This window comes from Dyella sp. OK004, from assembly GCF_900114495.1.
GTDB lineage: Bacteria > Pseudomonadota > Gammaproteobacteria > Xanthomonadales > Rhodanobacteraceae > Dyella_D.
Window position 1 is genome coordinate 274,146 of record NZ_FOZI01000005.1, and the last position, 25,267, is coordinate 299,412.

Annotated in this window: 13 protein-coding genes; 8 read left to right on the forward strand and 5 right to left on the reverse strand. The window is 64.2% G+C overall.

The window, feature by feature from the left end; genetic code table 11:
* Nucleotides 1-15 precede the first annotated feature (15 nt).
* From BM338_RS19490 to BM338_RS19500, 3 genes are read left to right on the forward strand one after another with little or no spacing between them, the layout of a single operon-like run.
* Nucleotides 16-3,681 (forward strand): pilus assembly protein, encoded by a 3,666-nt coding sequence (locus BM338_RS19490; RefSeq protein ID WP_090453988.1) that lies wholly within the window; start codon nt 16-18, stop codon nt 3,679-3,681.
* Nucleotides 3,671-4,099: a type IV pilin protein gene (locus tag BM338_RS21840; RefSeq protein ID WP_090454197.1), complete on the forward strand. Its 429-nt coding sequence runs from the start codon at nt 3,671-3,673 to the stop codon at nt 4,097-4,099. The genes BM338_RS19490 and BM338_RS21840 overlap by 11 nt, the downstream gene beginning before the upstream one ends.
* A 5-nt stretch (nt 4,100-4,104) precedes the next feature.
* Nucleotides 4,105-4,710 (forward strand): GspH/FimT family pseudopilin, encoded by a 606-nt coding sequence (locus BM338_RS19500; RefSeq protein ID WP_090454199.1) that lies wholly within the window; start codon nt 4,105-4,107, stop codon nt 4,708-4,710.
* A 468-nt stretch (nt 4,711-5,178) separates the two neighbouring features.
* On the opposite strand, the gene recD is transcribed toward BM338_RS19500, so the two are convergent.
* From recD to recC, 3 genes are read right to left on the reverse strand one after another with little or no spacing between them, the layout of a single operon-like run.
* Nucleotides 5,179-7,128: an exodeoxyribonuclease V subunit alpha gene (gene recD / locus BM338_RS19505; protein WP_090453990.1), complete on the reverse strand. Its 1,950-nt coding sequence runs from the start codon at nt 7,126-7,128 to the stop codon at nt 5,179-5,181.
* Nucleotides 7,118-10,795, reverse strand: coding sequence for an exodeoxyribonuclease V subunit beta (recB, locus tag BM338_RS19510; protein ID WP_090453993.1), 3,678 nt, complete (start codon nt 10,793-10,795; stop codon nt 7,118-7,120). Before recB ends, recD begins: the two co-directional genes overlap by 11 nt.
* Nucleotides 10,792-14,271, reverse strand: coding sequence for an exodeoxyribonuclease V subunit gamma (gene recC / locus BM338_RS19515; RefSeq protein WP_090453996.1), 3,480 nt, complete (start codon nt 14,269-14,271; stop codon nt 10,792-10,794). Before recC ends, recB begins: the two co-directional genes overlap by 4 nt.
* A gap of 694 nt (nt 14,272-14,965) precedes the next feature.
* On the opposite strand from recC, the gene BM338_RS19520 reads away from it, so the two are divergent.
* Both BM338_RS19520 and BM338_RS19525 read left to right on the forward strand, forming a co-directional pair.
* Complete coding sequence (locus BM338_RS19520) at nt 14,966-15,415, forward strand: DUF3574 domain-containing protein (RefSeq protein ID WP_090454201.1); 450 nt, start codon at nt 14,966-14,968, stop codon at nt 15,413-15,415.
* Between the two features lie 69 nt (nt 15,416-15,484).
* Nucleotides 15,485-17,086: a SulP family inorganic anion transporter gene (locus BM338_RS19525; protein ID WP_090453998.1), complete on the forward strand. Its 1,602-nt coding sequence runs from the start codon at nt 15,485-15,487 to the stop codon at nt 17,084-17,086.
* A 215-nt stretch (nt 17,087-17,301) separates the two neighbouring features.
* Here BM338_RS19525 and BM338_RS19530 read toward each other — a convergent pair whose 3' ends face one another.
* Together BM338_RS19530 and BM338_RS19535 are read right to left on the reverse strand one after the other, a co-directional pair.
* A complete protein-coding gene (locus tag BM338_RS19530; protein WP_090454000.1) occupies nt 17,302-18,669 on the reverse strand; it encodes a sensor histidine kinase in 1,368 nt (455 codons plus the stop codon).
* Nucleotides 18,656-19,339, reverse strand: a complete 684-nt coding sequence (locus BM338_RS19535; RefSeq protein WP_090454003.1) for a response regulator transcription factor — start codon at nt 19,337-19,339, stop codon at nt 18,656-18,658. Before BM338_RS19535 ends, BM338_RS19530 begins: the two co-directional genes overlap by 14 nt.
* A 97-nt stretch (nt 19,340-19,436) precedes the next feature.
* Between BM338_RS19535 and BM338_RS19540 the strand changes: the two genes are divergently transcribed.
* The 3 genes from BM338_RS19540 to BM338_RS19550 all read left to right on the forward strand — a co-directional run bounded on the left by BM338_RS19540 (nt 19,437) and on the right by BM338_RS19550 (nt 24,879).
* Nucleotides 19,437-20,126, forward strand: a complete 690-nt coding sequence (locus tag BM338_RS19540; RefSeq protein WP_090454005.1) for a response regulator transcription factor — start codon at nt 19,437-19,439, stop codon at nt 20,124-20,126.
* A 470-nt stretch (nt 20,127-20,596) separates the two neighbouring features.
* On the forward strand, nt 20,597-21,781 hold the full coding sequence (locus BM338_RS19545) for an efflux RND transporter periplasmic adaptor subunit (protein ID WP_090454007.1): 1,185 nt from the start codon (nt 20,597-20,599) through the stop codon (nt 21,779-21,781).
* Nucleotides 21,778-24,879, forward strand: coding sequence for an efflux RND transporter permease subunit (locus tag BM338_RS19550; RefSeq protein ID WP_090454009.1), 3,102 nt, complete (start codon nt 21,778-21,780; stop codon nt 24,877-24,879). Before BM338_RS19545 ends, BM338_RS19550 begins: the two co-directional genes overlap by 4 nt.
* The last annotated feature ends 388 nt before the right edge of the window (nt 24,880-25,267 follow it).

Consider the following 25,267-nt stretch of genomic DNA (forward strand, 5'->3'; position numbering starts at 1 on the left):
GGATCGGGGGAATCCATGAACATGCGCATTTCGGTTACAGGGCATCAGCGTCTGTCGGCGTTAATCGGCAGTCTGCTGCTGAGCCTTATGGCGGGCTATTCCGCAGTATCGATGGCAGGCACGGTAGAGCTGAGCCCTGGTCCACCGGCGGCGACAATCACCGTGGCGCCGAACCTGGTGCTGACCTTCGATGATTCCGGGTCGATGGGTTCCGACTTTGTCGGTGATTTCCGGCCATACGAATTCAACGCGAACGGCACACCGGGTACCGCTGGCTGGAACAGCGACCGCTGGAAGTGTGCGGGAGTCATCGATCCGACCATCACGGACACCACAGATCCCCGCAGTTGGGTGATGAACGGTGTCTACTTCAATCCCAAGAATACCTATGCGCTGCCGCTGAAGGCTGACGGTAAGACGACGCTTGCCGCTGCGTCATTCTCTGCGGCCTGGAGCGACGGCATTACCCAGAACCGTCCGACCAACCCTTCAAATTCATCGAAAACGGATCTGGCGAAGGCGACCTTCTGCGGCAAGACCGGGGCAGGCTACTACCGCTACACCGGCCCGGCGTTGAGCAAGGATGCCGATGGCCGCCTGACCACGGGCAGCCAGTCCGCGCTCTATACGAGCGGCAACTGGACCTGGGTTCCGCTGGACAGCAAGGATCAGCAGAACTTCGCCAATTGGTACTCGTACTACCGCACACGACGCATGGCGGCGGTGAGCGCCATTTCGCTTGCGTTCGCGCCGCTGAAGGACAACGTGCGCGTGGCTTGGCAGAACATCAATTCCAACGAGCTGTCGAACGCCACCAAGATCTACAAGTTCATCGATGGCGCGGTCACCAGCAACGTACGCACGTCCTTTTACAACTGGCTGTTTGCCATTCCGGCCAGCGGCGGCACGCCGAACCGCTCGGCTGCCAAGCGCGTGGGCACCTACTTTACCGATCGCAGCGGCAGTGACGACAGCAATCCTTATTGGGATCGCGATGTTAACAAGGAGCTGATCTGCCGCAAGAATTTCCACATCCAGATGACCGACGGCCTGTGGAACGGCGACACGGGTGTAACCACTCCGGGTACGGATACCGCGAACCGCAGTTTGCCGGATGGCGTGCAGAGTTTTTCCACGACCGACCCAGAGAGCAAGGTCGTCTGGAACGAAGCGAGCAACACCACGCCCACCATGGGTGACATCGCCTTCCACTATTGGGCGACGGATTTGCAGGCCGGCTTGAACAGCAGCACCACAAGCCTGTTCGGCAAGGAAACCAATCGGCGGAGGGTGCCGGTGAATATCGTCGATCTTTCCACGACCATGTTCAGCAAGCCATTGGCTGATGGTGCCGATCCGCGGAGTAACAAAGAGATTTTCTGGAACCCGGCGAACGACCCGGCGACCTGGCCGCATCTGGTCCAGTACATGATCGGCTTCGGTGCGTCCGGAAACCTGATCAACAACGACGCCACCTATGAAAAGTTGCGGAAGGGCAGCCTGGCATGGCCGGTGCCGGCCGTCGGCACCGACGATGGCCGCAAGATCGACGACATGTGGCACGCCGCGCTCAACAGCCGCGGCAAATATTTCGGTGTGAGCAGCCCCTCAGCGCTGGTGGATGCTCTCGAGAAGATCATTTCCAGCATTCTCCTGCAGACCACTACGCCGATGGCGGGCGGCCTCAATGCCGCCGTGCTGACGACAGGGTCGGTCACGTATCTGGCCGGTTTTGATCCGGCGACCTGGAGTGGCTCGCTCAAGGCCTTTGCCATCGGCCTGGATGGCACTGTCGGCACCGCAGCGTTGTGGGATGGCCGCAGCTTGCTCGATGCGCGTTCGCTGGATTCGCGCGTGATCCTCACCAGCACGGATGTAGGTGCGGGCAAAGGTGCGGCTTTTACCTGGGCCAATGTGAGTGCGGCGCTGAAAACGGTGGATGCGAACTTCGATGCGAAAGGCGTCGGCGAGAGCCGCCTGGCCTGGCTGCGTGGTAACCGCAGCAACGAAGGAACCACCTTCCGCAAGCGCGGCTCGATCTTCGGCCCGGTGATCAACGGCCAGACGGTATATCTGGCTGCGCCGACGGGTGGCTATCTCAATACCTGGCCGAAGGATTCGCCGGAGGCCAAAGGTGCGGAGGCCAAGAAGAGCTATGAGCAATTCCGCGCCGATCATCTGAAGCGTGCGCCCACGCTGTATGTGGCCGCCAACGACGGCATGCTGCACGCCTTCGACGCGACCACGTCGACCACCGATGCCACCAAGGTCGATGTCACGCCCAGCCCGGGCAAGGAGCGCTGGGCCTATGTGCCGTACTCGGCCTACGGACGACTCAGGGGCTGGTCGTCGCTGACCGACTTCAGCTTCATGCCCTCGGTGGATGGCACGCCGGTGACCCGCGATGTGTACTTCGGGACGGGCAGCAAGCAGGGTTGGCACACCATCCTGGTGGCGGGCCTGCGTCTGGGCGGTCGTGGTGTGTATGCGCTGGACGTGACCGAGGCGGCATCCACCGAAAGCAGCACGTCGGGCAAGGTGATGGGGCCGGCCGACCGCGTGCTGTGGGAGTTCAACAACACCAGCACCGGTGGCGCCAATCTCGGCTACACCTTCGGCCGTCCGAACATCGGTCGTCTCGCCAACGGCAAGTGGGTGGTGCTAGTGCCGGCAGGGTATTTCCCGGAAGGCAGCACGGAGACGGCGGCGGCGAACGCTTTCAGCTCGTTGTTTGTGCTGGATGCACAGACCGGCGAGCTGCTGCGCGAGCTGAAAACGCCCACCACGGTCACTGGCATCACGGACGCCATCGAGAGCTATGGTCTGTCGACACCGGTGATGGGCGACTACAACAGCGACCAGGTTGACGATGTGGCCTTCGCTGGCGATCTGCTCGGCAACATGTGGCGCTTCGACCTGACCGACGGCGATCCGTCCAATTGGACGACCGAACTGTTCTTCCGCCCCAAGAACCCCGGCTACCGACCGGTGACGGTGATGCCGCGCCTGTTCCCGACACCGGGCGCGAGCGGTTTCACCGTGGTGTTCGGCACCGGCAAATACCTTGGTGGCAAGGACAACGTGGTCGACGACAACACGCGCGTGCAGGCGGTGTATGGCATCCGCGACAGCGGCAAGGCCGGGCAGGCCGTGGTGGTGGAGGGCAAGACGCTGCTGGTGCAGCAGACACTGGTGGAGGCGGACAACGTGCGCGGTCTCACCACCCGGACGGTACCCGCCGCCGATGCCGACAAGAAACCGATCCGCGGCTGGTATTTCGACCTCGATATCGCGGCCGCCAAGGGCGAGCGCGTGGTGGTGGATGCCACCGCGCTGTTCGATTCCGGCCGCGCCATCATCACTACGTTGATTCCGCAGACTAACGACCCTTGCGACCCTGCGCCGCGCGGCGCGCTGATGGTGATCGATGCCGCTACCGGCGGAGCGGCTCAAGGCGTGGATTTCGGTGCCATCGCCGGCTGGCCCGCCGGCTACACCCAGGCCGGTGCGCGCGTCACCAATCCACCCACCGGCGGCTTCCTGCCGGCCACCGTCTCCATGGGCGGCGGCAAGGTCTTTGTGCCGGGCGTCGACGTCGACAAAGAACCCAAGGAAACATTCTCGTTCGGCGACACCGTGTGGCGCCGGCGTTCGTGGAGGGCACTCAACAATGATCGCTAAACACACGCACGCACACGGCTTCACCCTGGTCGAGCTGATGATCGTGGTGGCGGTGATCGCCATCCTCGCCGCCGTCGCGATTCCTTCCTATGGCCGCTACGCCTATCGCGCGCGCCGCGTTGACGGCAAGGAACTGCTCCTGCGCATCGCCAATGCGCAGGAGCGTTATTACGCCACTTTCAATCGTTACGGTGCGTTGACGGATATCGGGTACACCAACCCGGCACCGTCGGAGAAGGGCTACTACTCGGTGACTATTGCGACATCTGCCTCTGCCGCGCAGGCGTACACCGCCACGGCCAGTCCGGCTGGCGTGCAGGTGAAAGATGTCTGCAAGCAGTTGTCGATCACCAACGCAGGCGTTAAGCAACCCGACGCCAGCAACCTCACGGCGAACAACAACGGCCCCTGCTGGTGAACGCCATGCGCAGACCTCCATCCCGCCAGCGCGGCCTGAGCCTGATCGAGCTGATGATCACCATCTTCGTGCTCGCGATTCTGTCGGCGATAGCCGTACCCAACTTCCGCAACCTCATCCACCGCCACCAGATCACCACCGCCACCAACAGCCTCCTTGCCGCTTTCGCCTATGCACGCAGCGAAGCCGTCACCCGCGGCACCTTCGTCTCCCTCTGCCCCAGCGCTGACGGCAAAACCTGCGCCACCACCACTGCCTACGACACCGGCTGGCTCATCTACGCCTACCCTGTCGGCACTGACGGTGCTGACCAGGTCTACGACAGCGACCCAAAGAGTGGCTTCCAACTTTTACGCAACACCTCTGGCCCGCAAAACGTCAGCGTCATCGCCAAAGACAACAAGATCATCAGCTACGGCCAACAAGGCCAACTCAAACGCACCGTCCCCAGCGATGGCGGCCCATCCCTCAGCTTCGTTGTATGCAACAAAAACGGCGACGGCCAAGCCAGCAATACCTCCGGCGCACCAGGCACGCGGATTGATGTGAGCGGAGCGGGCGGGGCGAGGAGCAAGACGCTGGCGGGGGATGCAGGGTGTGGGTTCGATTGAGGGTGGTCTACTGCGGACCGCAGAGCAAGAATGCTAGATAGCAGCGCGTTCCCGAGCACCCATCACCCCACCCCAACCCTCCCCTGTCCCACGGGACTAGCTTCGCGTCGCAAGCAGGGAGGGAGCAAAAGCTCTGCACGGTAGTGAGTGCTGGACGATCAGGCCGAGAAGAGAGCCATCCCGACGCCTGACACTGGAAAAGGTGTAGCTACAAAGCACACCGCCTGCTCTCAGGCCATTTCTCTTTGGTTACTTTCTCTTTGGGCCAGCAAAGAGAAAGTGACTCGGACCGCGGCAGCGGTTCGAAAGCCCGCGGCAGGCGAGCCAGCGCACGCAGACGCTAAAACCGAGCGACAACGCCACTGGATTCCGGCCTTCGCCGGAATGACGGAGTAGGTGTGTACATCGCAAGGGTCGAACCCTCACCCCGGCCCTCTCCCGAAGGGAGAGGGAGAAGGGCGCAAAGCGTCAGCGCAACCGATCCCTCAACCCCGAATGCCTAAACGTCACCCTCCCCACCGCCTCAGCCACCACATCTCCCCCACCCACCAACGTAAACCACCGCCGCGCCCGCGTAACCCCCGTATACAAAAGCTCCCGCGTCAGCACGCCGCTAGCCCGCTCCGGCAACACCAGCGCCGTATGCTCGAACTCGGAGCCCTGCGACTTATGCACCGTCATCGCAAACACCGTCTCCAGCTCGCCCAGCCGCGAAGGCAGGATGAAGCGGATACGTTCCGTCTGCGCACCGCCACGCGAACCATCGGCGACCAAAAACGCTACACGCAAACGCGGTTCGCCATCGGTGGAAGGCACGCGCAGCGCAATGCCGACGTCGCCATTCATCAGGCCGAGGTTGTAGTCGTTGCGCGTCATCAATACCGGCCGGCCTTCGTACCAGTCGTGGCCGGCGTCGATCAGCTGGGTGCGTTGCAGGATGCCGGCGATCTGCTGATTGAGACCTTCCGTGCCGTAAGGTCCGCTGCGCAGCGCGCATAGCAGCTGGAAGCGGTGAAAGGCGTCGAGTACGTGGCGTGCCCACTGCGCATGTGCCTCGTCGCCGGCATCGATGGCCGGCCGTTCGCGGCGCAGCTGTTCGAGATAGTGGCGATAGCCCTGCGGAGCATCACCGTCCTGCACAGCGAAGTGTTCGCGGCCGCCGTGCAGTACGAGGGTGGAAAGTTCGTTTGCATCCGCGACGCCATCGATCCAGGCGATATCCATCTGCGGTGACTGAAACAAGGTGCGCACACTGCCGAGATCTCCCGCGTTCACGGCCTGCGCCAGGCGGCCGATGCCGCTGGCGGCGTCGAAGCGATGGCTGTGCCGCAGCATCACTACATGCTGATCCAGTGCGCGGGCATCGCTGCTCACCCATGGCTGCACGTTGTCGCCGGTGGTCGTGCGCAGCCAATCGGCCGTGGTCTGCTCGTAGTGACCGCCTTCGGCGCGGCGGCATAGATCGCCGAGCACGGCGCCGGCTTCCACCGAGGAAAGCTGATCCTTGTCGCCAAGCAGGATCAACCGTGCGGACGATGGCAGCGCGGTGAGCACGGCGGACATCATTTCCAAATCGACCATCGAGGCTTCATCGATCACCAGCACGTCCAGCGCCAACGGGTGCGAGGCGTCGTGGCGGAAGCTGCGGGTGTCGGGGCGCGCGCCGAGCAGGCGGTGCAGTGTGTCGACGGTGGCGGGAATGGCTGCGCGCACGGCGTCGTCGACATCAAGGCGCGCCAGCTGGCCGTGGATGGACGCGTTGAGCCGCGCGGCGGCCTTGCCGGTGGGTGCGGCGAGACGGATGCGCAGCGGCCGCGGCTGTTCGCGCAGATGCAAGGTCTGCAGCAGTCCGAGCAGGCGCACCACGGTGGTGGTCTTGCCGGTGCCCGGGCCGCCGGTGATCACGGTGAAGGCGCCATGCGCGGCTAGCGCACAGGCGACACGCGGCCAGTCCGGCTGTGCGGCGGAGGCGGGAAACAGGCGGGCCAGTTCTTCGCCGAGGTGTGTCGGCACCGCCTGTATTACCGACCAGCGTTCGCTGATTGCCTGCGCCACCTGACGCTCATGGTTCCAGTAGCGCCGCAGGTACAGTCGTATGCCGTCCAGCACCAGTGGCGTGGCGCCTTCGCCGCTGCCGATCCATACAGGCAGGACTTGTGCCTGCAAGGTTCGCTCAATCGCATCGCGCCAGTGCGAGGGCCAGGATTGCTCGTCGGCGAGCGTCCGCCACATGGAAAGGTCGAGACAGAGATGGCCGTCGGCCAGCTGTCGGCTGAGCAGGGCGGCGAGCAACAGCCAGCCGGCATCGGCTTGTGCATCCTGTTCGGCGAGGAAGCGCGCGAACGCGATGTCGAGCGCGCGCAGGCGCTTTTGTTCGGTGGCATGGGCGAGCAGGGCAAGGCGGGAATCAGGCTGCATGCGCTTGCTCCCCCTCGGCGAACAGCACGTCCATCGCCTCGATCAGCTGGCGTGGCAGACGTTCGCGATGCACGCCATGGCCTTGCGCGTCGACGCCGCGCAGATACAGATACAGCACGCCGCCGACATGGCGGTCATAGTCGTAGTCAGGCAGGCGCACGCGCAGCTGGCGGTGCAGCGCCAGGGTGTAGATGGCGTACTGCAGGTCGTAGCGCTCGCGCAGCACGGAGTCGCGCATGGCTTCGGTGGTGTAGGCGCTGGCGTCCGGACCCAGCCAGTTCGATTTGTAGTCGACCACGTAGTAGCGGCCATCGTGTTCGAACAGGAGATCGATAAAACCCTTGAGCATGCCGTTGAGCTGGTCGCGCAACAGCGGCAGGCGCGGGCGGGCGTCCAGCGTGTGCGCGGTGACCAGTCGATCCAGCACGGTGGTGTCCACCCGGTGCGCGGCGAACCAGAATTCCAGTTCGGCGCGATAGCTGGTGGTGCGCTTCAGGTCGCCCAGTGCGAGCGAACGTTCACTGGCTAGTGGCAGCGGCATGCGCAGCAGTGACGGCAGCCAGCGCGACAGGGTTTCCACCTGATCCTGCCAGGCGTGGCGCTGGCAGCGGCGCACGATCTGCTCCATGGCCAGCGACGGATCTTCCGCTACGCGGGCGAAGCCTTCCTCCGCGGCCCATTCCAACAGGTCGTGCAGGAAGGTGCCCGCCATCGCACCGCGAGGGAATGCATGAATGCCGCTGCCTACGCTGCTGACCGGAGCCATCGTCGGTTCCGCTTGTTCGATGCTGGCCTCGGCGAGTACATCCTGCGTGGCGGTTTCCGGCGCGGCGGGTGTGTCGCCGCTGTTGTCCTCGCCATAGCGTAGGGCGCTGTAGCTGGCGATCCACCAGCGCTCGCCGGGCTGGCCGGGATAGCTGCGCGCCGGCTGCAGTTCGGTAGTTCCGGCGATGGCCAAACGGTATACCGAGGGTTGTGGCATATCGGGCAACGCTTCGATCCGGATCGCTGGCTGATCGCTGGCCAGTGCGCGCAGCACGGGCATCAGTTCAGTCGGTTCGATCATCTCTCCGCCGGAGAGCAGGTAGCCCAAGGCGGATTTGTGCAGCGATGGTGCCTTCTCATTGCCCACTCGCACGCAGGCCACGCCCAGCCAACAGGCGTGGCGCGCACGTGTCAGCGCGACATAGAGCAGGCGCAGATCTTCCTGCAGGCGTTCGCGTTCGGCGCGGCTCCAGGCGTGTTCATCCGGTTGCAGGTCTGCATGCGGCTGGCCTTCGTCGTCGTGCCATACAAAGCTGTCAGTGCGTTTGAGTTCGCGCAAGCTACACGCGAACGGCAGCAGCACCAGCGGATATTCCAGACCCTTGGATTTGTGGATGGTCACCACCTTGATCAGTTCCGCCTCGCTTTCCAGGCGCACGATCTGTTCCTCGGCGGTGTCGGCCTCACCGTCGCGGGCGGCGGCGATCTGTTCGCCGAGATGGCGGATCAGCGCATGTTCGCCGTCCAGCATGGCGGCGGCCTGCTGCAACAGCTCGGCCAGATGCAGCAGGTTGGTCAGTGCGCGCTCGCCGTCGTCACGCGCCATCCAGCGCGAGGGCAGGTCGAAGCGATGCAGCATGTCGTGCAGCATCGCCAGCACGCCGTGGCGCAGCCAGGTGTCGTGGAAACGGCGGAAGCGTTCGCCGCATTGTTCCCAATAGCGCTCGTCGCTGTTGAGGCGGTCGAGTTCGGCATAGCTCTGATCGAGGCTGGGCGTGGCGAGCGCCGCGCGCATGGCGCGATCGGAGCCGGGCTCGGCGCAGGCCTTCAGCCAAAGCAGCAAATCCTCCGCTTCGGATGAGGCATAGACGGAGTCGCGGTCGGACAGGTACACGCTCTTGAGTCCATGCTCGCGCAGGGCCGAACGTATCGCCGCCGCTTCTTTGCCGTTGCGCACCAGCACGGCGATATCGCCGGGCTTCAGCGGTACCAGCGGTCGGTCCTTGGCCTGGAGGCCGCAGCGCCCGTGTTGCGCGGCGTCGAGCAACTGCACCAGCCAGGCCGCGGCTTGCGTGGACAGGCGCAGGCGATAGGCGGTGCTGCCGACGGTCTGGTCCGGGTCCAGCACGGCGAATTGCAGCGCGGGCAATGGCGCGCCGTCGAGCAGCAGTTGGTCGTCGCGTCCGCGAGCCAGCACCGGCTGGAACGGCAGGCCGTGTTCGCCATGACCGAAGCCGAAGGCGCCCTGCGGGTGCGAGTCGGCATATTCGTAGACGCTATTCACCGCATCGACCAATGCGGTGGTGGAGCGGTAATTGGTGGTCAGTGTCCAGGTCGGCCGGCTGGCGGTGTTGCGCGCTTGCAGATACGTATGGATATCAGCGCCGCGAAAACCGTAGATGGCCTGTTTGGGATCGCCGATCAACAGCAGGCTAGTGTCGGCGCGCTGGGCATAGATGCGACGGAAGATCTGCCACTGCAGCGGGTCGGTGTCCTGGAATTCGTCGATCAGCGCCACCGGATACTGCGTGGCGATGGTGTTGGCCAGCCGCTCGCCGCTGGGACTCCGCAAAGCGTCGTCCAGGCGCGTGAGCATGTCGTCAAAGCCGAGCTGCGCGCGCTGTCGCTTGGCTTGGTCCCGTCGCGCGGCGACCCAGGGCGCGGCGTGGGCAAGCACCAGCGGCCTGGCCTGATCGAGTGCGCCCAGGCTTTCGACGGCCTCGTCGATGGCGGCGAAAGCGGCATGCGCTGGCGCCGTCTTGTTCTTGTTGGCCGAGTTGCTGAGCTTGGTCTGGGTGAAGCGGCGCAATACGGCTTCATCGATGGCTTCGCCCTGAGCCCATGTGCGCATGGCGGCCAGATCGTCGGGCATGCGCTTGGCGGGATAGCTGCGTCCGTTGAGCGCTCCTTTGCTCATCGCGGCGCCAATCGCAGTCTCAATCGCGACGATGTCGTGCAGCCATAGCGCACGCGCGTGCGCTTGCGCCTGCTGCGAACGTGCCAGCGGCGCCTGAAGGGCAGTGCGCACGTCGTCGACGTCCGGCAGTGGGCGGCCATGCAGGCGCAGTTGATCCGCCGGCTGGCGCAGCAGCGGCTTGAGTGTGCGCTGCAAGTCCTGCGGAGTCTGCCACCAGCGTGCGAGCAGGGCGGCACCGTCGCGATCAAGGGTGAGGCATTGCAGTCGCCAGTAGTCGCGCACCGCCTCTGCCAGCAGTTCGCTTTCGTCGGTGTCGGTGTCCTGGACGAAGGGATGGCCGCTGTCGAACGCGTGCTGGCCCAGCATGCGTTGCGACCAGCCGTGAATGGTGTGTACCGCCGCTTCGTCCATCCATTGCGCGGCCAGCTCCAGCTGGCGCGCGGCTAGGGCGCGGCCGTGCTGGTCGGGGTATTCGGCGATCAGCGCGGCGAGGAATTCATCGGGCGTGCCATGGCCGCGGAACAGGCCGGCGGCTTCCGCTAGCCGTGCGCGGATGCGGTCGCGCAGTTCCGCCGTAGCGGCCTTGGTGAAGGTGAGTACCAGGATTTGCGCGGGCAGCAGCGGCACGCCGGTACCGTGGCCGAGTACCAGACGCAGATAGAGCGCGGCGATGGTCCAGGTCTTGCCGGTGCCGGCGCTGGCTTCGATCAGCTGCACGCCGCGCAACGGCAGGCGCAACGGTTGGAGCGGCGCGCTGGCGCTCATGCGTCCTCTCCTTGCTGTTGCACGTAGGTGGCGAGCGAGCGATACAGCGGTAGCCAGTGTTCAAAGCCGGCCTGTTGCATGGTCTGGAAGGTTGGCCATGCGCGTTGCAGGTAGGGATCTTCATCGACCTCGCCTGCGCGCTGGCTGGCGTCGTCGCTGTCATACGAAAGCCGGGCCGCGGCGAAGGTGTCCTTGCCTTCGCTCTCGGCCTGCAGCCAGGCGAAGGCGGTCTTGCGGGCGATCGGCAGCGGCGAGCGCATGCCGCTCATCACGGCATGCAGCAATGCATCGAGCAGCGACGCGGCCTGTGGTCGCTCCATCACTGGCAACCAGGGCTGGGCGTCGATGCCTACGATGCGCGTCTGCAAGGGCAGGCCATTGGCATTCGCGAACAGATGCGACACCCATGCCGGAATAAGCTTGTCCAGACGTAATACGCGCTGGCGCAGCAGCGGGCCCTGGATCAGCTCAAGCCGCAGATAGTTGCCCCCATCACCGTCATGCAGGTCGGCCAGCCAGTCTTCCATCATCACGCCATGCGCGGCATAGCGGAGTTCGTATTTGTCTTCCAGGCGCGGCCAGCGTTGTTCCGCTTCTCGCCACAGGCTCGCGAGTGCGCGGGCTTCGGTGGCGATGTTGTCCTGCCACAGTTCGCCGAAGCCGCCTGGCGGCAGCCGGCCTTGCTCGCGCAGGCGCTGCACGGCCTCCGTTACTGCGTCATGCATGCCGGTCTGCGCGGGATCGGCCAGGGCAGCATGCAGCACCGACTGGATCGCGCCATAGCGCTCCAGGCCGTCGAGCGCGAACGGCTCTTCGTCGGCTGTCTCCGCATCCTCGGCGGTGAAATGCACTTTCAGGCGCTGGTTGAAGAAATAGCGCACCGGTCGCGCCAGGAAGCTCTGCAGCTGGCCCAGGCTCAGCGCGGCATCGGGCTCCCAGGGTGCGAGCGTGTTGTCGCTGTCGTCTTGGTTGGCGGCGCGGTGCGCCTGCTGCCATTCGTGCGCATAGGTGAAGACGCGCGGGTCGTGGCCGGCGCCGAAATAGCGTTTGCTGAAAGGTTGCAGCGGGTATTCGGTGGTCAGCGCGTCGAGCAGGTTCGCGGCTTCCGCTGGATGCTGCCAGCCGGCGGCCAGATAGTCGCGCAGCTGGCCGACCAGGACGGATGGCGGCAGTGTGGTGTTGTCGCGCGCGCTGCGTCCCACCCAGCTCACATGCAGCGCATCGCGCGCGGAGAGCAGGGCTTCGAGGAACAAATAGCGGTCATCCTCGCGGCGCGAGCGGTCGCCAGGACAGGCGTGGCCGGGCAGCGCCATCAGATCGAAATCGGCAGGCGCGTGGTGGCGCGGGTAATCGCCATCGTTCATGCCGAGCAGGCACACCACGCGGAACGGAATCGCGCGCATCGGCATAAGGGTGCCGAAGCTCACCGCGCCACCCATGAAGCGTTGCGACAGGCGCGTGGCGTCGATGCTCTCCAGCCAGTACTCGCGCACGATGTTGAGCGGCAGCGGTTCGACCAGGGCGGCTTCGTTGCAGGCTTGCAACCACTCATCCAGCGCGTCGTCCAGGCGGCCGAGGCGGTCGCCGTCGTCGCTGTCATCGGTGGCGAAGAATGCAAGCAGCAGGGCACGCAGGCGTGTCACCCACTCCGTTGGCGTGGCGGTGCCACGCAGGGATTGCCAGGTCTGTTCGAGCTGTTCGAGCAGTTCAGTCAGCGGGCCGAGCAGGGCGGCGTCGAGACCGCCCACTTCGCCGTAAGGCGCCATCGCCTGCCAGGTTTCACCATTGCCCACGGCATAGCCGAGCAGCAGGCGGCGCAGGCCGAAATGCCAGCTGTTCTGTGCCTGCGCCGGCAAGCCGAGACTCTCTTTCTGCGCACCGTCGAGACCCCAGCGGATACCGGCGCCTTCGATCCAGCGGCGCAAGGTGGGCAGGCCGGCTTCGTCGAACCCGAAGCGTTTGCGCAGCGCGGGCACATCGAGCAGGTCGAGGATATTGCTGACGGTGAAGCGCGACTCCGGTAGCGATAGCAGATGCTCCAGCGCCACCAGTAGCGGCGCGGTGCTGCGATCGGGCTGGTCGGCCACGGAATAGGGCAGATAGCGCGGATCGTCCGCCGCGATGCGCCCGAATACGGCTTGCACATGCGGCGCATAGGTCTGGATATCCGGCACCATCACGATCACGTCGCGCGGCGCCAGCGGACGGTCTTCGCTGGCGGCCTGGGCGAATAGCGCAAGCAGCTGGTCGTGCAGGATTTCCACTTCGCGCTGTGGGTTGTGCGCGATGTGGAAGCGCAGCGAGTCATCGCCTTCGCGCCAGTGCTGTCGCTTGGTCGGATTGGCCGGCAGCGGTTCCAGATCGAGTATGGCCTGCTGCACCTGATGCAGCAGCGTGTCCTTACCTACGTCGGAGAACAGATCGATACCGCGGCTCCAGGCGGCGAAGCGGCGGCGATAGTCGTCGGGGCGATCGAAGCTGTCGAGCAGGCGGATGTAATCGCGACCCTGCTTGCCCCATGCGGCCAGCAGGGGGTTGGCATGCAGATGCAGATCTTCGAAGCGCGGCTCGTCCGGCAGGCCGGGCTTGCCGGAGTGGCGCCGCTGGCGGGCCTTGAGCAGCTCGCGGTCTTCGATGATGTCGGCCCAGTAATGGCGGCAGGGATTGGCCACCACCAGCAGGATCTGGCAATGCCGCGCCAGCGCGGTGAGCGCTTCCAGCGTCTGTTGCGGCAGCGAGGAGATGCCGAACACCACGATGCGGCGGGGCAATGCTTCCGGCCGTGTCGTCAGCGCCTGCGCGCGTTCGACAAAAGCCTGATGCACGGCGGCGCGGTGGCTATGACGTTCCGCCGTACCGACGTCCTGCAACAGCAGGCGCCATAGCTGCGCCTGCCAGCGTTGCTCGGAAGAAAGCGGCGTGACTCGACTGCGCCAGTCATCGGCCAGCACGTCGCGGCCATGCTCCCAATCCGCCAGCCAGTGCGCGCGGTACACCTGATACTGGTCGAACAGGTCGGCGACGCGCGCCGCCAGTTGGTAGCGCTTGCGCCAGTCCGGGTCGCTGCCGAGGAAGTCGCGCAGCGGGCGGAAATCCGCGTCGTCGAGGTGTTGTGGGATCAGGCGCAGCAGGCGCCAGGCGAGGCGCGATTTGTCGAAGGGCGAGGTGGGCGGCACGGCGTCTCGCCCGAGTACGGCACGGTAGGCTTCCCACAGGAAGCGGCCTGGCAGTTGTACTTGTACGGCGGCGCTGATGCCGAGTCCGCCCTGGTTTGCTGGACGCGCCAGCGCGAGTTTCAGCCACTGGGCGATGCCGTTGCTCTGCACGAGCATGAGTTCGTCTTCGAGCGGGTGCAGCGGTGTGCGTGCGAGCCAGGCGGTGAGCAGGTCGCGCAGGTCTTCCAGGCGGTTGCCGTGGATGACCATCAGGCCCGGTTCGATGGGTATTTCTAAGGGGAGGGCCAGGGTGCTGGTCACGGGGCGACTGCGGGGTTGTTCATGTGGGGATTGTGGCGGACATCGTTGTTGCGGGCGAGTGGTGGGGCACTAGATTCCGCCAAACTTCGTCATTCCGGCGCAGGCCGGAATCCAGTGCCTTATCGCTCGGTTGTCGCGTCTGCGTGCGCTGGCTCGCCTGCCGCGGGCTTCCGAACCGCTGCCGCGGTCCGGGTCACTTTCTCTTTGCTGGCCCAAAGAGAAAGTAACCAAAGAGAAATGGCCTGAAGAGCAGGCAGTGTGCTCTGTAGCTGTGCCTTTTCCAGTGTCAGGCGTCGGGATGGTTTCTTCTCGGCCTGATCGTCCTCCACTCACCGCCGCACCAAGCTTTGCTCCCTCCCCTGCTTGCGACGCGCAGCTAGTCCCGTGGGACAGGGGAGGGTTGGGGAGGGGTGTGGGTGCTCGGTAGAGCGTGGCTACTTTGCGCGTTGCTTTGTGCTCTCGAATCCACGACGCCGTCATCCGCTCATAAGCAAATAACGCACCGCCATAACGAACATCGCCGCATGCTTTTGGCATGCGGCGATGGGTGTTGCGGGTGTTACTGGCAGTGGGCCCGCGTGTGTTTAGTACGCGAGTAATGCATTTGTTGCATTGCATGAGGTTGATGTCAATACTTTGATGCATCTGACGTTCATCGGCGATGGACGTCCAAATATTCTGGAAGGGGATGTCGATGCGATTTTTTCGTGTGTTGCCGATCGTGTTGACGCTGGGTTGGATGACGGCGTGTGCGGTGCAGCCGACGACGACGGGCTCGACGTTGCAGGGGGATGCGGCGCATCCAGCGGCGACGCAGGGTTGGGTGGAGACGCGGCTTTATTTTGGTCTGGGTGCGGCGGACGATCCGGTAAATGGCATGAGCGAGCAGGCGTGGCGGGCGTTTCTGGATAAGGAAGTGACGCCGCGTTTTCCGGATGGGTTGAGCGTGCTGGATGTGTATGGGCAGTGGCAGGGCAAGCAGCAGGTGGTGCCCGAGCGGTTGCGTTCGAAACAGTTAGTGATCGATTACCCGGATACGCAGGAGAACCGCGCACGGATCGAGGCGATCCGCGCGGCGTGGAAGCAGCGCACGGGGGATCAGTCGGTGATGCGGGTGACGCAGCCGGCGGATGTGTCGTTCTGATCGGCGCGGTGCCGGAACGATGTGCTTGAACTACCTCCATACACGCCGCCATCACACAGGGAATTCCCTTTGAACCCTTCTTCTTCGCGTCGCTGGCTCACTCCCGGCGACCTCAACGGCTTTCTCGGGCTGGTGGTGGACAACCTGTCCATCATGGCGTTTCTAGCCACGGCGCTGATCGGCATCTTCGGGTTCCCGGCCGATATCGTGTTCCTGCACATGTTCCCCGGCACGGCGCTGGGCGTGCTGCTGGGCAACCTGGCTTACACCGCAATGGCGCGGAAGTTGGCACGGCGAACTGGGCGCGATGACGTCACGGCGATGCCGCTGGGCCTGGATGCGCCAACCAGTATCGGCATGGCGCTGCTGGTACTCGGTCCGGCGTTTCTGCATTTCAAGCAGGGCGGGATGGACGAGCATGTCGCGGCGGTGGCGACCTGGCAGCTGGGCATGGCCTCGCTGGTGGTGATGGGTGTGCTGAAGTTCGTGCTGTCGTTCTTTGGCGCGGCGGTGCAGCGGCACGTGCCGCGCGCCGGGTTGCTCGGTTCGATCGCCGGCATCGCGCTGGTGTTGATGGGCTTCCTGCCGCTGGTGGAGATTCTGAAGGTGCCGGTGGTGGGCTTCGCCGGGCTTGGTGTGGTGCTGTATGCGCTGGTGGCACGCGGTCGCCTGCCGTTCGGTTTGCCGGGTGTGCTGGTGGCATTCGTGATCGGTGCCTTGCTGTATTACGTGCTGGGGCCGCTGGGTTGGCTGGGCACGGGTTACCACGCACCGGCCGCATGGCAATGGCGCTTCGCGTTGCCGCTGCCGACGTTGCAGTGGATGCAGGGCACTGCATATACCGTGCCTTACCTGCCGCTGATTCTTCCGTTCGGTCTGCTGATGGTGGTGGGCGGCATCAATGTCACCGAGAGTGCGCGCGCGGCGGGTGATGACTACTCGACCCGCGACATTCTGCTGGTGGAGGCGCTGGCGACGTTGGTCGCGGGCTTTTGCGGCGGCGTGGCACAGACCACGCCGTATATCGGCCAGCCTTCGTACAAGGCGATGGGTGCGCGCAGCGGCTATACCTTGCTGACCGGTGTGGTGATCGGGCTGGGCGGGGTGTTCGGTTATCTGTCCAATCTGGTGGAACTGGTGCCGCTGTCGGTGCTGGCGCCGATCCTGGTGTTCGTTGCCATCGGCATCACCGTGCAGGCGTTCGAGGCGACGCCGATGCGTTATGCGGCTGCGGTGGTGTTCAGTTTCTTTCCGGCTATCGCGCGCATGGTGACGATCAAGCTGAGCGATCCCACCTACGTGTCGCCCGAGCATTTCGGCGCCTTGTTCAACGACCGCGCGCACGGCATTTCCGAACTGGCGGTGATCACCGTGCTGGGCAACGGCTTCATCATCACCTCGATGATCTGGGCCAGCTTCGTGGTAGCGCTGATCGACGGCAAGACGGCGCGCGGCGCGTTGATTCTTTTGCTGGGTGGCGCGCTCAGCCTGTTCGGGCTGATCCATTCGGTGGAGCCCGCGGGCGGAGTGTATCTGCCCTGGTTGCTGGATGCCGGCGAGCGCAGTGTGGTGTGGCAATTTGCCGGTGCTTATCTGGTGCTGGCGGTGGTGTTGTTGCTGTTGTCATTGCAGCGGGCTGACGTGAACAGAGCGTCGAAATTCACAACCTAAGACCATCACGCGATTTGCACAGCGACGCTTCACGCTGCTTTCGCGCGTCATCGGGCATTCAATGACATGTCGAAGGGGAATCTTGCTTGCGTCCGGCCGGGTGCGGTGAAGTGGCCCGGTGTCGGGACGTGGGTCCGTTGTTGCTTGCTTCGGGCGCGTCTAGCTAAGCGCTGCCGCGCACTGAGCCTACCTTGGGCTGGATCCGGGGGCTGCTCCTACGGGGTTGTTGAGTTGGCTTCGGGCCATGACAGCGAAACGCAGCAACCGGGTGCTGCGTCGGTGATGTCGACTTTCATGTCGTGCAGGTGGGCAATCACCGCGACCAGGCTCAGACCGAGGCCGTTGCCTGGGGTGCTGCGGCTGGGTTCGCTGCGGTGGAAGCGGTTGAGTACGGCTTTGCGTTCGCTGGGCAGGATGCCGGGGCCGTTGTCGGTCACGCTTAGCAGATGATGCTGTCCATCCAGCCGCACCACGACCTTGCCGCCGGGTGGCGTGAATTTGATGGCGTTGTCGACCAGGTTGCCGATGGCGTCGAACAGCAGGCTGGGGTCGCCGGGCAAGGTGGCTTCGGTGGGCGTGGCGCCGCCGACGAGTTCCAGACTGAGCTGTTTTTCTTCCGCCAGCGGCTGGTAGAACTCGACCACATCCGCAAGCACCGTAGACAGCGACACCTGGGTGAAGCCGGCACGGCGCGCGCCGGCCTCGATTTCCGAGATGCGCAGCAGGGCGTTGAAGGTCTTGAGCAGGGCGCTGACTTCATCGATGGCGTCGGCGATGGAGCTGCGGAACTCCTCTGGCGTGGTGGCGCGGCGCAAGGCGCGCTCCAACCCACCGAGCAGACGGGTCAACGGCGTGCGCAGGTCGTGCGCGATGCTGTCGCAGACGCCTTTGACTTCGTGGACCAGCCGCTCGAGGTTGTCGAGCATGCCGTTCACTTCGTGGGTGAGCCGGTTCAGGTCGCCGCCGCCGCTTTCGACCGGCAGGCGCTCGCTGAGGTCCCCAGTGACGATGCGCCGGATCGCCAGGGTGATCGCGTCAATGCGGCGCATCGACGAGACACCCACGGCTACCGCGCCGGCGAACCCGAAGATTAGCGTGAGCAGGCCAGCGCCGAACATGGCGCGCACCATCAGCTCTTCGAACTCGCGCGGCTCGTGTACGTTCTGCGCGACCACCAGCCAGTGGCCGTTCGGCAGCCGCGTGGCGTAGCCACGGAACGGCGTGCGCGCGTCTGCGCTGAATAGACTGAAATTGATTGGCTGATCGGTGGCGTGCAGTTCCGTAGGCAGGCTGGCGAGGTTGCCGGCCAGCCAGCGGCCGTCGGCATCGAATTCGCCGAAGGGCCGGCGCCCACCGGGATCGCCGCGCGTGTGCTCGCGCAAGCGCAGCTGGCGGTCGTCGGGTGAAAGCGTGCTGAAATTCGCCGACTCGCGGCGCAGCCAACCATCCTGTTCGCGCGCCATGTAGCCCACGGTCTGCCAGTAAACGAAGGCGAACAGCAGCAGCGAGCAGGTGCCGAACAACACCAGGAACATCAGCGCCAGCCGGAAGCCGGTGGTGCGTGGCAGCTCAGTCAGTCGCATGCAGGATGTACCCCGAGCCGCGCATGGTCTGGATCAAGGAGGGACGGCCTTCCACGTCGATCTTCTGGCGTAGCTTGCTGATATGTACGTCGATGACGTTGGTGCGCTCTTCCGAGCGATAGCCCCATACCTCCTCGAATAGCATGGTGCGCGTCACTACCTGGCCGGCATGGTGCATCAGGAAGGCCAGCAGGTTGTATTCGCGCGGGAGCAGGCTGATCGTTTCGCCGTCGCGGCGAACGGCGCGTGTCAGCAGATCGATCTCCAGCGAGCCGGCGCGCAGCGTAGTTTCCTGCGCGGGCACATGGCGGCGGCGCAGCAAGGCGTCGAGGCGCGCGGTGAGTTCGATCGCTTCGAACGGTTTGGTGAGGTAGTCGTCACCACCGGCGCGCAGGCCGCGCACGCGTTCGTCCAGCGCGGAGAGTGCGCTGAGGATCAGCACCGGCATCTGTGCGCCGGTGGCGCGCAGCGTCGCCAGCACGCCGAGTCCATCGGGTGTGCCGGGAAGCATGCGGTCCAGCACGACAGCATCGAAGCCGCCGGCCACGGCTTTCACCAGGCCTTGCCGGCCGTCCTCCGCGTGCTCGACGCTGAAACCATGGTCGAGCAGCGCGTCGACGATCTCGGCGGCGGTCTGTGCGTCGTCTTCGACCACCAGAATGCGCGACATCGATATCTCCGGGTTGTTCTGGGCATTATTGTCGCCGGAGCATCCGTAGCCGGCTTTGGCCTGCAGATTAATTCCATTTAAGAATCGCCACGACTCCATGCGCCTGCTGATCATCGAGGACGACGAGCGCGCCGCCAGCTATCTGGCCCGCGGCCTGACCGAAAGCGGCCATGTGGTGGACGTGGCCAGTGACGGTGCGCTGGGTCTGGCGCTGGCGCGCGAGGGGATCTACGACGTGCTGGTGGTGGACCGGGGTCTGCCGGGTATAGATGGCATCGAACTGGTCCGGACGCTGCGTCGCGACGATCCGCGTGTAGGCGTGCTGATGCTGAGCGCTCTTGCCAGCACTGCCGATCGTGTGGAGGGCATGCAGGCGGGTTGTGACGATTACCTGGTGAAACCGTATGCCTTCGCCGAGGTGTTGGCGCGGATCGAGGCGCTGGCCCGGCGCAGCGACCCTTCGCGCGGGGCGCAGCAGTTACAGGTCGGTGATCTGCGGCTGGATGTTTTGGCGCGGCAGGCGCGGCGCGGCGATGTGCTGATTCCGCTGCAACCCAGGGAGTATCTGCTGCTGGAGTATCTGATGCGGCATGCGGGGCAGGTGGTGACGCGCGGGATGCTGCTGGAGGCGGTGTGGGATTACGACTTCGATCCGCAGGGGGCGGTGGTGGATATGCATGTGCATCGGCTGCGGCGGAAGATTGAGGGGGAGGGGGAGGGGGAGGGGGAGGGGGAGGTGTTGTTGAGGACGTTGCCGGGGGTGGGGTATGTGTTGGGTGCGCTTTAGGCTTTAGCTCCCTCTCCCTCTGAGACCTTTGGGATGGCTCGCTTTTCTCCCTCTCCCCTTCGGGGAGAGGGTTGGGGTGAGGGATGGGTGCTCGGTTCACCGCCTCTACTTTGTCATCCCTGCGCAGGCAGGGATCCAGTAGTGGTGTGCTTCAGTTGTCGCGTCTGCGTGCGCTGGCTCGCCTGCCGCGGGCTTCCGAACCGCTGCCGCGGCTCGGGTCACTTTCTCTTTGCTGGCCCAAAGAGAAAGTAACCAAAGAGAAATGGCCTGAGAGCAGGCGGTGTGCTCTGTAGCTGCGCCCTTCCCAGTGTCAGACGTCGGGATGGTTCGCCCTTACCCTCCGCACGCTCTCAAGCAGAGCAAAAGAAACGGAAAGCCTTAATTCTTTTTAATGTCGCGGCGAAAGGGAGTGGAGGCGGGGGGCGGCATGCTTTGACGGCAGGGCTTAGGGCTCGTTATGGATTGCCGTTATGTCTTCTCCGCTTGTTGCTGAATCTACTTCGCGGCCGCGCCGTTCCCGGCGTGTTCTTCTTATTGGCTCGGCGGCTGCGCTGATCGTGGTGGTATTCGCGTTTGTGTATGCGCCGCGTTCGAGTGGCGAGGCCAATACCACGCCGAAGGTCGCGACGATCCCGGTCAGCGTGGGCCAGGCGGAGCAGCGGGATGTGCCGGTGTGGGTGAGTGCGATCGGTACGGTGCAGCCGTTGAATGTGGTGACGGTGAAGACGCGGGTGGATGGGCAGCTGGACAAGGTTGCGTTCACCGAAGGGCAGATGGTGAAGGCGGGTGATGTGTTGGCGCAGATCGATTCGCGGCCGTTCCAGGCGGCGCTGGATCAGGCGCAGGCGAATATGCGCAGGGACGATGCGCAGCGGGCGAATGCGGAACTGGATCTGCAGCGGTATGCCAAGTTGTCGAGTCTGCAGGTGGTGCCGCAGCAGCAGCTGGATGCGCAGAAGGCGCAGGCGCAGTCGTTGCTGGCGTCGGTGGCGAGCGATCGCGGCGCGGTGGACAGCGCACGTTTGCAAATGGGCTTTACGCGCATTACGGCGCCGATCAGCGGACGCGTGGGCCAGCGTCTGGTGGATCAGGGCAGCCAGGTGCATGCCAGCGATACCACGGGGCTGGTCACCATCACTCAGTTGCAGCCAATCACGGTGACCTTCCAGGTGCCGCAGGATGTGTTGCCGGAGGTGATGCAGGCGCAGGCGGCAGGCCAGGCCAAGGTAGTGGCAAGTACGCGCGACGGCAGTCGTCATTTGGCGGATGGCGAGCTGGTGTTTGTCGACAGCCAGGTGGATGCCGGTACCGGGCAGATCCTGTTGAAGGCGCAGTTCACCAATGAGAATCGCATGCTGTGGCCGGGCGAGTTTGTTGCCGCACGCCTGCTGCTGCGCGTGCAGCCGCAGGCCGTGGTGGTGCCGTCGCGTGCGGTGCAGCGCGACCAGAACGGCGCGTATGTCTACGTGGTGGATGCGGATCACGCGGCGCAGTCGCGTCCGGTGAAGCTGGGTGTCGCCAATGGTGACCAGCAGGTGGTGGAGCAGGGCATCCATGTGGGCGACACCGTGGTGCTGGACGGCCAGTCGCAGTTGACGCCGGGCGCCAAGGTCAACGTTGTTCAGCCCGGTGCGGCTGCAGGCGCTTCCTCATGAGTCTTTCCGATACCTTCATCCGCCGCCGTGTCGGCAGCAGCTTGCTGGCGATTGGTCTGATCCTGGTTGGCCTGGTGGCATACCGCATGCTGCCAGTGGCGCCGCTGCCGCAGGTGGACTTTCCGACCATCAGCGTCAGCGCAAGTCTGCCGGGAGCGAGTGCGGAGACCATGGCGTCGTCGGTGGCGACACCGCTGGAGCGTTCGCTGGCGAACGTACCGGGCGTGACGCAGATGACGTCGTCGAGTTCGCTGGGTACCACGCAGGTGGTGTTGCAGTTCGACCTGTCGCGCAATATCGATGGCGCTGCTCAGGACGTACAGACCGCCATCAGTGCGGCCGGTGGCCTGCTGCCGAAGAACCTGCCGAACCCGCCGACCTATCACAAGGTGAATCCGGCGGACTTCACCATCATGTCGATCGCGCTTACTTCGGACTCGCTGCCGCTGACCGAGCTGGATCGCTACATGGAGGATTTCATCGCGCCGCAGGTGTCACAGATGCCCGGCGTGGGTCTGGTCGATTTTCACGGACAACAGCGTCCGTCGGTGCGTATCCAGCTTGATCCGGACAAAGTCGCCGGGCTGGGCCTGACCATGGATGAAGTGCGCACGGTGGTGGGCACCCAGACGGTGAATGCGCCCAAGGGCACCTTGAATGGCACGCACCAGACCATCGTGCTCAACAGTACCGACCAGATCGTGAGCCCGGATGCCTACGCGAACCTGGTGGTGGCGTATCGCAACGGCGCGGCGATCCGCGTCGCCGATATCGGTCAGGTGGTGCAGGCAGCGGAGGACGTGCGCGAAGCCGCGTGGCTGGAGGGCAAGCGCGCCATCATCATGGATGTGCACAAGCAGCCCGGCTACAACGTGGTGGATACCATCAAGGCCATCAACGACCGGCTGCCGGCGCTGACTGCATCGATTCCGCCGACGGTGAAAGTGCAGGTGGTTGGCGACCGCACGCAGACCATCCAGGCTTCGGTCGCAGATGTGCAGTTGACCATGATGATCACCATCGCGCTGGTGGTGATGGTGATCGCCTGCTTCCTGCGCAACCTATGGGCGACGGTGATCCCCAGTCTCACCATTCCGCTGTCGCTGATCGCCACCTTCGGCGTGATGTACCTGCTCAATTACAGCCTGGACAATCTGTCGCTGATGGGTCTGACCATCGCGGTCGGCTTCGTGGTGGACGACGCCATCGTGGTGATCGAAAACGTGGTGCGTCATATGGAAATGGGCAAGGGGCCGGTACAGGCCGCCATCGATGGCACGCGGGAAGTGGGCTTCACCATCGTGTCGATGACCATCTCGTTGATCGCGGTGTTCATACCGATCCTGCTGATGGGCGGCATCGTCGGCCGTTTGTTCCGTGAGTTCGCGGTGACGGTGAGCGCGGCCATCGTAGTCTCCGGCATCGTGTCGCTAACGGTGACGCCGATGCTCTGCGCATGGCTGATCCGTCCGCACCATGACCAGAAACATGGGCGGGTCTATACCGCGCTGGAAAACTTCTTCGAAGGCATGACGCGTTTCTACGTGCGTACGCTGGATGTGACGCTCAATCACCGGCGCCTGGTGCTCGGTATTGCCATGGTCACGTTCGCCGCCACCATCGCGCTGTACGTGTTCATTCCCAAGGGCTTCTTCCCGCAGGAGGATGCCGGCCTGATTATCGGTACGGCACAGGCTTCGTCCAGCATCTCCTATGACGCTATGACCGGTCGCATTCAGCAGCTGGGCAATATAGTGATGGCCGACCCGGACGTGGACAACGTCTATTACTGGATTGGTCCCAACCCGACCCTGAGCCAGGGCCGCATGATGATCAACCTCAAGCCGTTCGGTCAGCGCACGACCCCTGCCGACGTGGTGATGGCGCGCCTGAAGAAGGCCACCAAGAACATCGAGGGCGTGCAGCTGCAGATGCAGGTGCGCCAGGACATCCAGGTCGGCGGCCGTTTAAGTGCTGCCCAGTACCAGTACACCTTGCAGAGTGCCGACGTCACCACACTGGACCACTGGGCCGGCGAGCTGGCTGCGAAGATGAAAGCGATGCCGCAGCTGCGCGACATCAGCTCCGACCGCCAGCCTTCGGCGATGACGGCGACATTGAATATCCACCGGGATACGGCGGCGCGTCTCGGCGTGAGCGTGCAGGCCATCGACGATGTGCTGTACGACGCGTTTGGCCAGCGCCAGGTGGCGACGCTGTTCACGCAGACCAACCAGTACCACGTGATTGAAGAGGCCGATCCGCGCTTCCAGCTCAGCACCGACGCCCTGGCGCATCTGTATGTGCGTTCTTCGCTGACCCAGCAACTGGTGCCGCTGAGCATGCTGGCGACGATCGACAATGGGGTGTCGCCGGTGACGGTGAACCATCAAGGGCTGTTCCCGGCGATAACGCTGTCTTTCAATCTTGCGCCCGGTGCATCGTTGGGCGATGCCGTCACCGCGATTCACACGGCGGAGCAGGGCATGGGTATGTCGGCGACGGTCACCGGTTCATTCCAGGGTACAGCGCAGGCGTTCCAGAGTTCGCTGGCGAGCCAGCCGTGGCTGATTCTCGCTGCCTTGGTGACGGTCTATATCGTGCTGGGCGTGTTGTATGAGAGCGCCATCCATCCGCTCACCATCATCTCTACCTTGCCGTCGGCGGGTATGGGCGCGCTGGTGGCGCTGATCCTGTGCCGGCAGGATCTGTCGGTGATGGGGTTGATCGGCATTATTCTGTTGATCGGCATTGTGAAGAAGAACGCGATCATGATGATCGACTTTGCCTTGGTGGCGGAGCGCGAGGGGTTGGATCCGTTGAGTGCGATCCGCCAAGGCTGCGCGCTGCGTTTCCGGCCCATCATGATGACGACATTGGCGGCCTTGCTGGGAGCGTTGCCATTGGCGCTGGGGCATGGCGCTGGCGCCGAGCTGCGCGTGCCGCTGGGTATTTCTATCGTGGGTGGCCTGGTGGTTTCGCAGGTGTTGACGCTTTACACGACACCGGCGATTTATCTTTGGTTTGATCGGTGGGCGCGGCGGTTTGGTGGGGATGTTCGTGTTGAGCATGGGCATGTGTTGCCGGCTGCGGAGTGACTGATGTTCTCCCTCTCCCCTTCGGGGAGAGGGTTAGGGTGAGGGGTGGGTGCTCGGTTCACCGCTTCTACTTCGTCATCCCTGCGTAGGCTGGGATCCAGTAGTGGTGCGCTTCGGTTGTCGCGTCTGCGTGCTCTGGCTCGCCTGCCGCGGGCTTCCGAACCGCTGCCGCGGCCCGGGTCACTTTCTCTTTGCTGGCCCAAAGAGAAAGTAACCAAAGAGAAATGGCCTGAAGAGCGGGCGGTGTGCTCTGTAGCTACGCCTTTTCCAGTGTCAGGCGTCGGGATGGTTTTCTTCTCGGCCTGATCGCTCAGTCCTCATCGGCTATAGAGCAACTTCTCCCTCTCCCCTTCGGGGAGAGGGTTGGGGTGAGGGGTGCGTGCTCGGG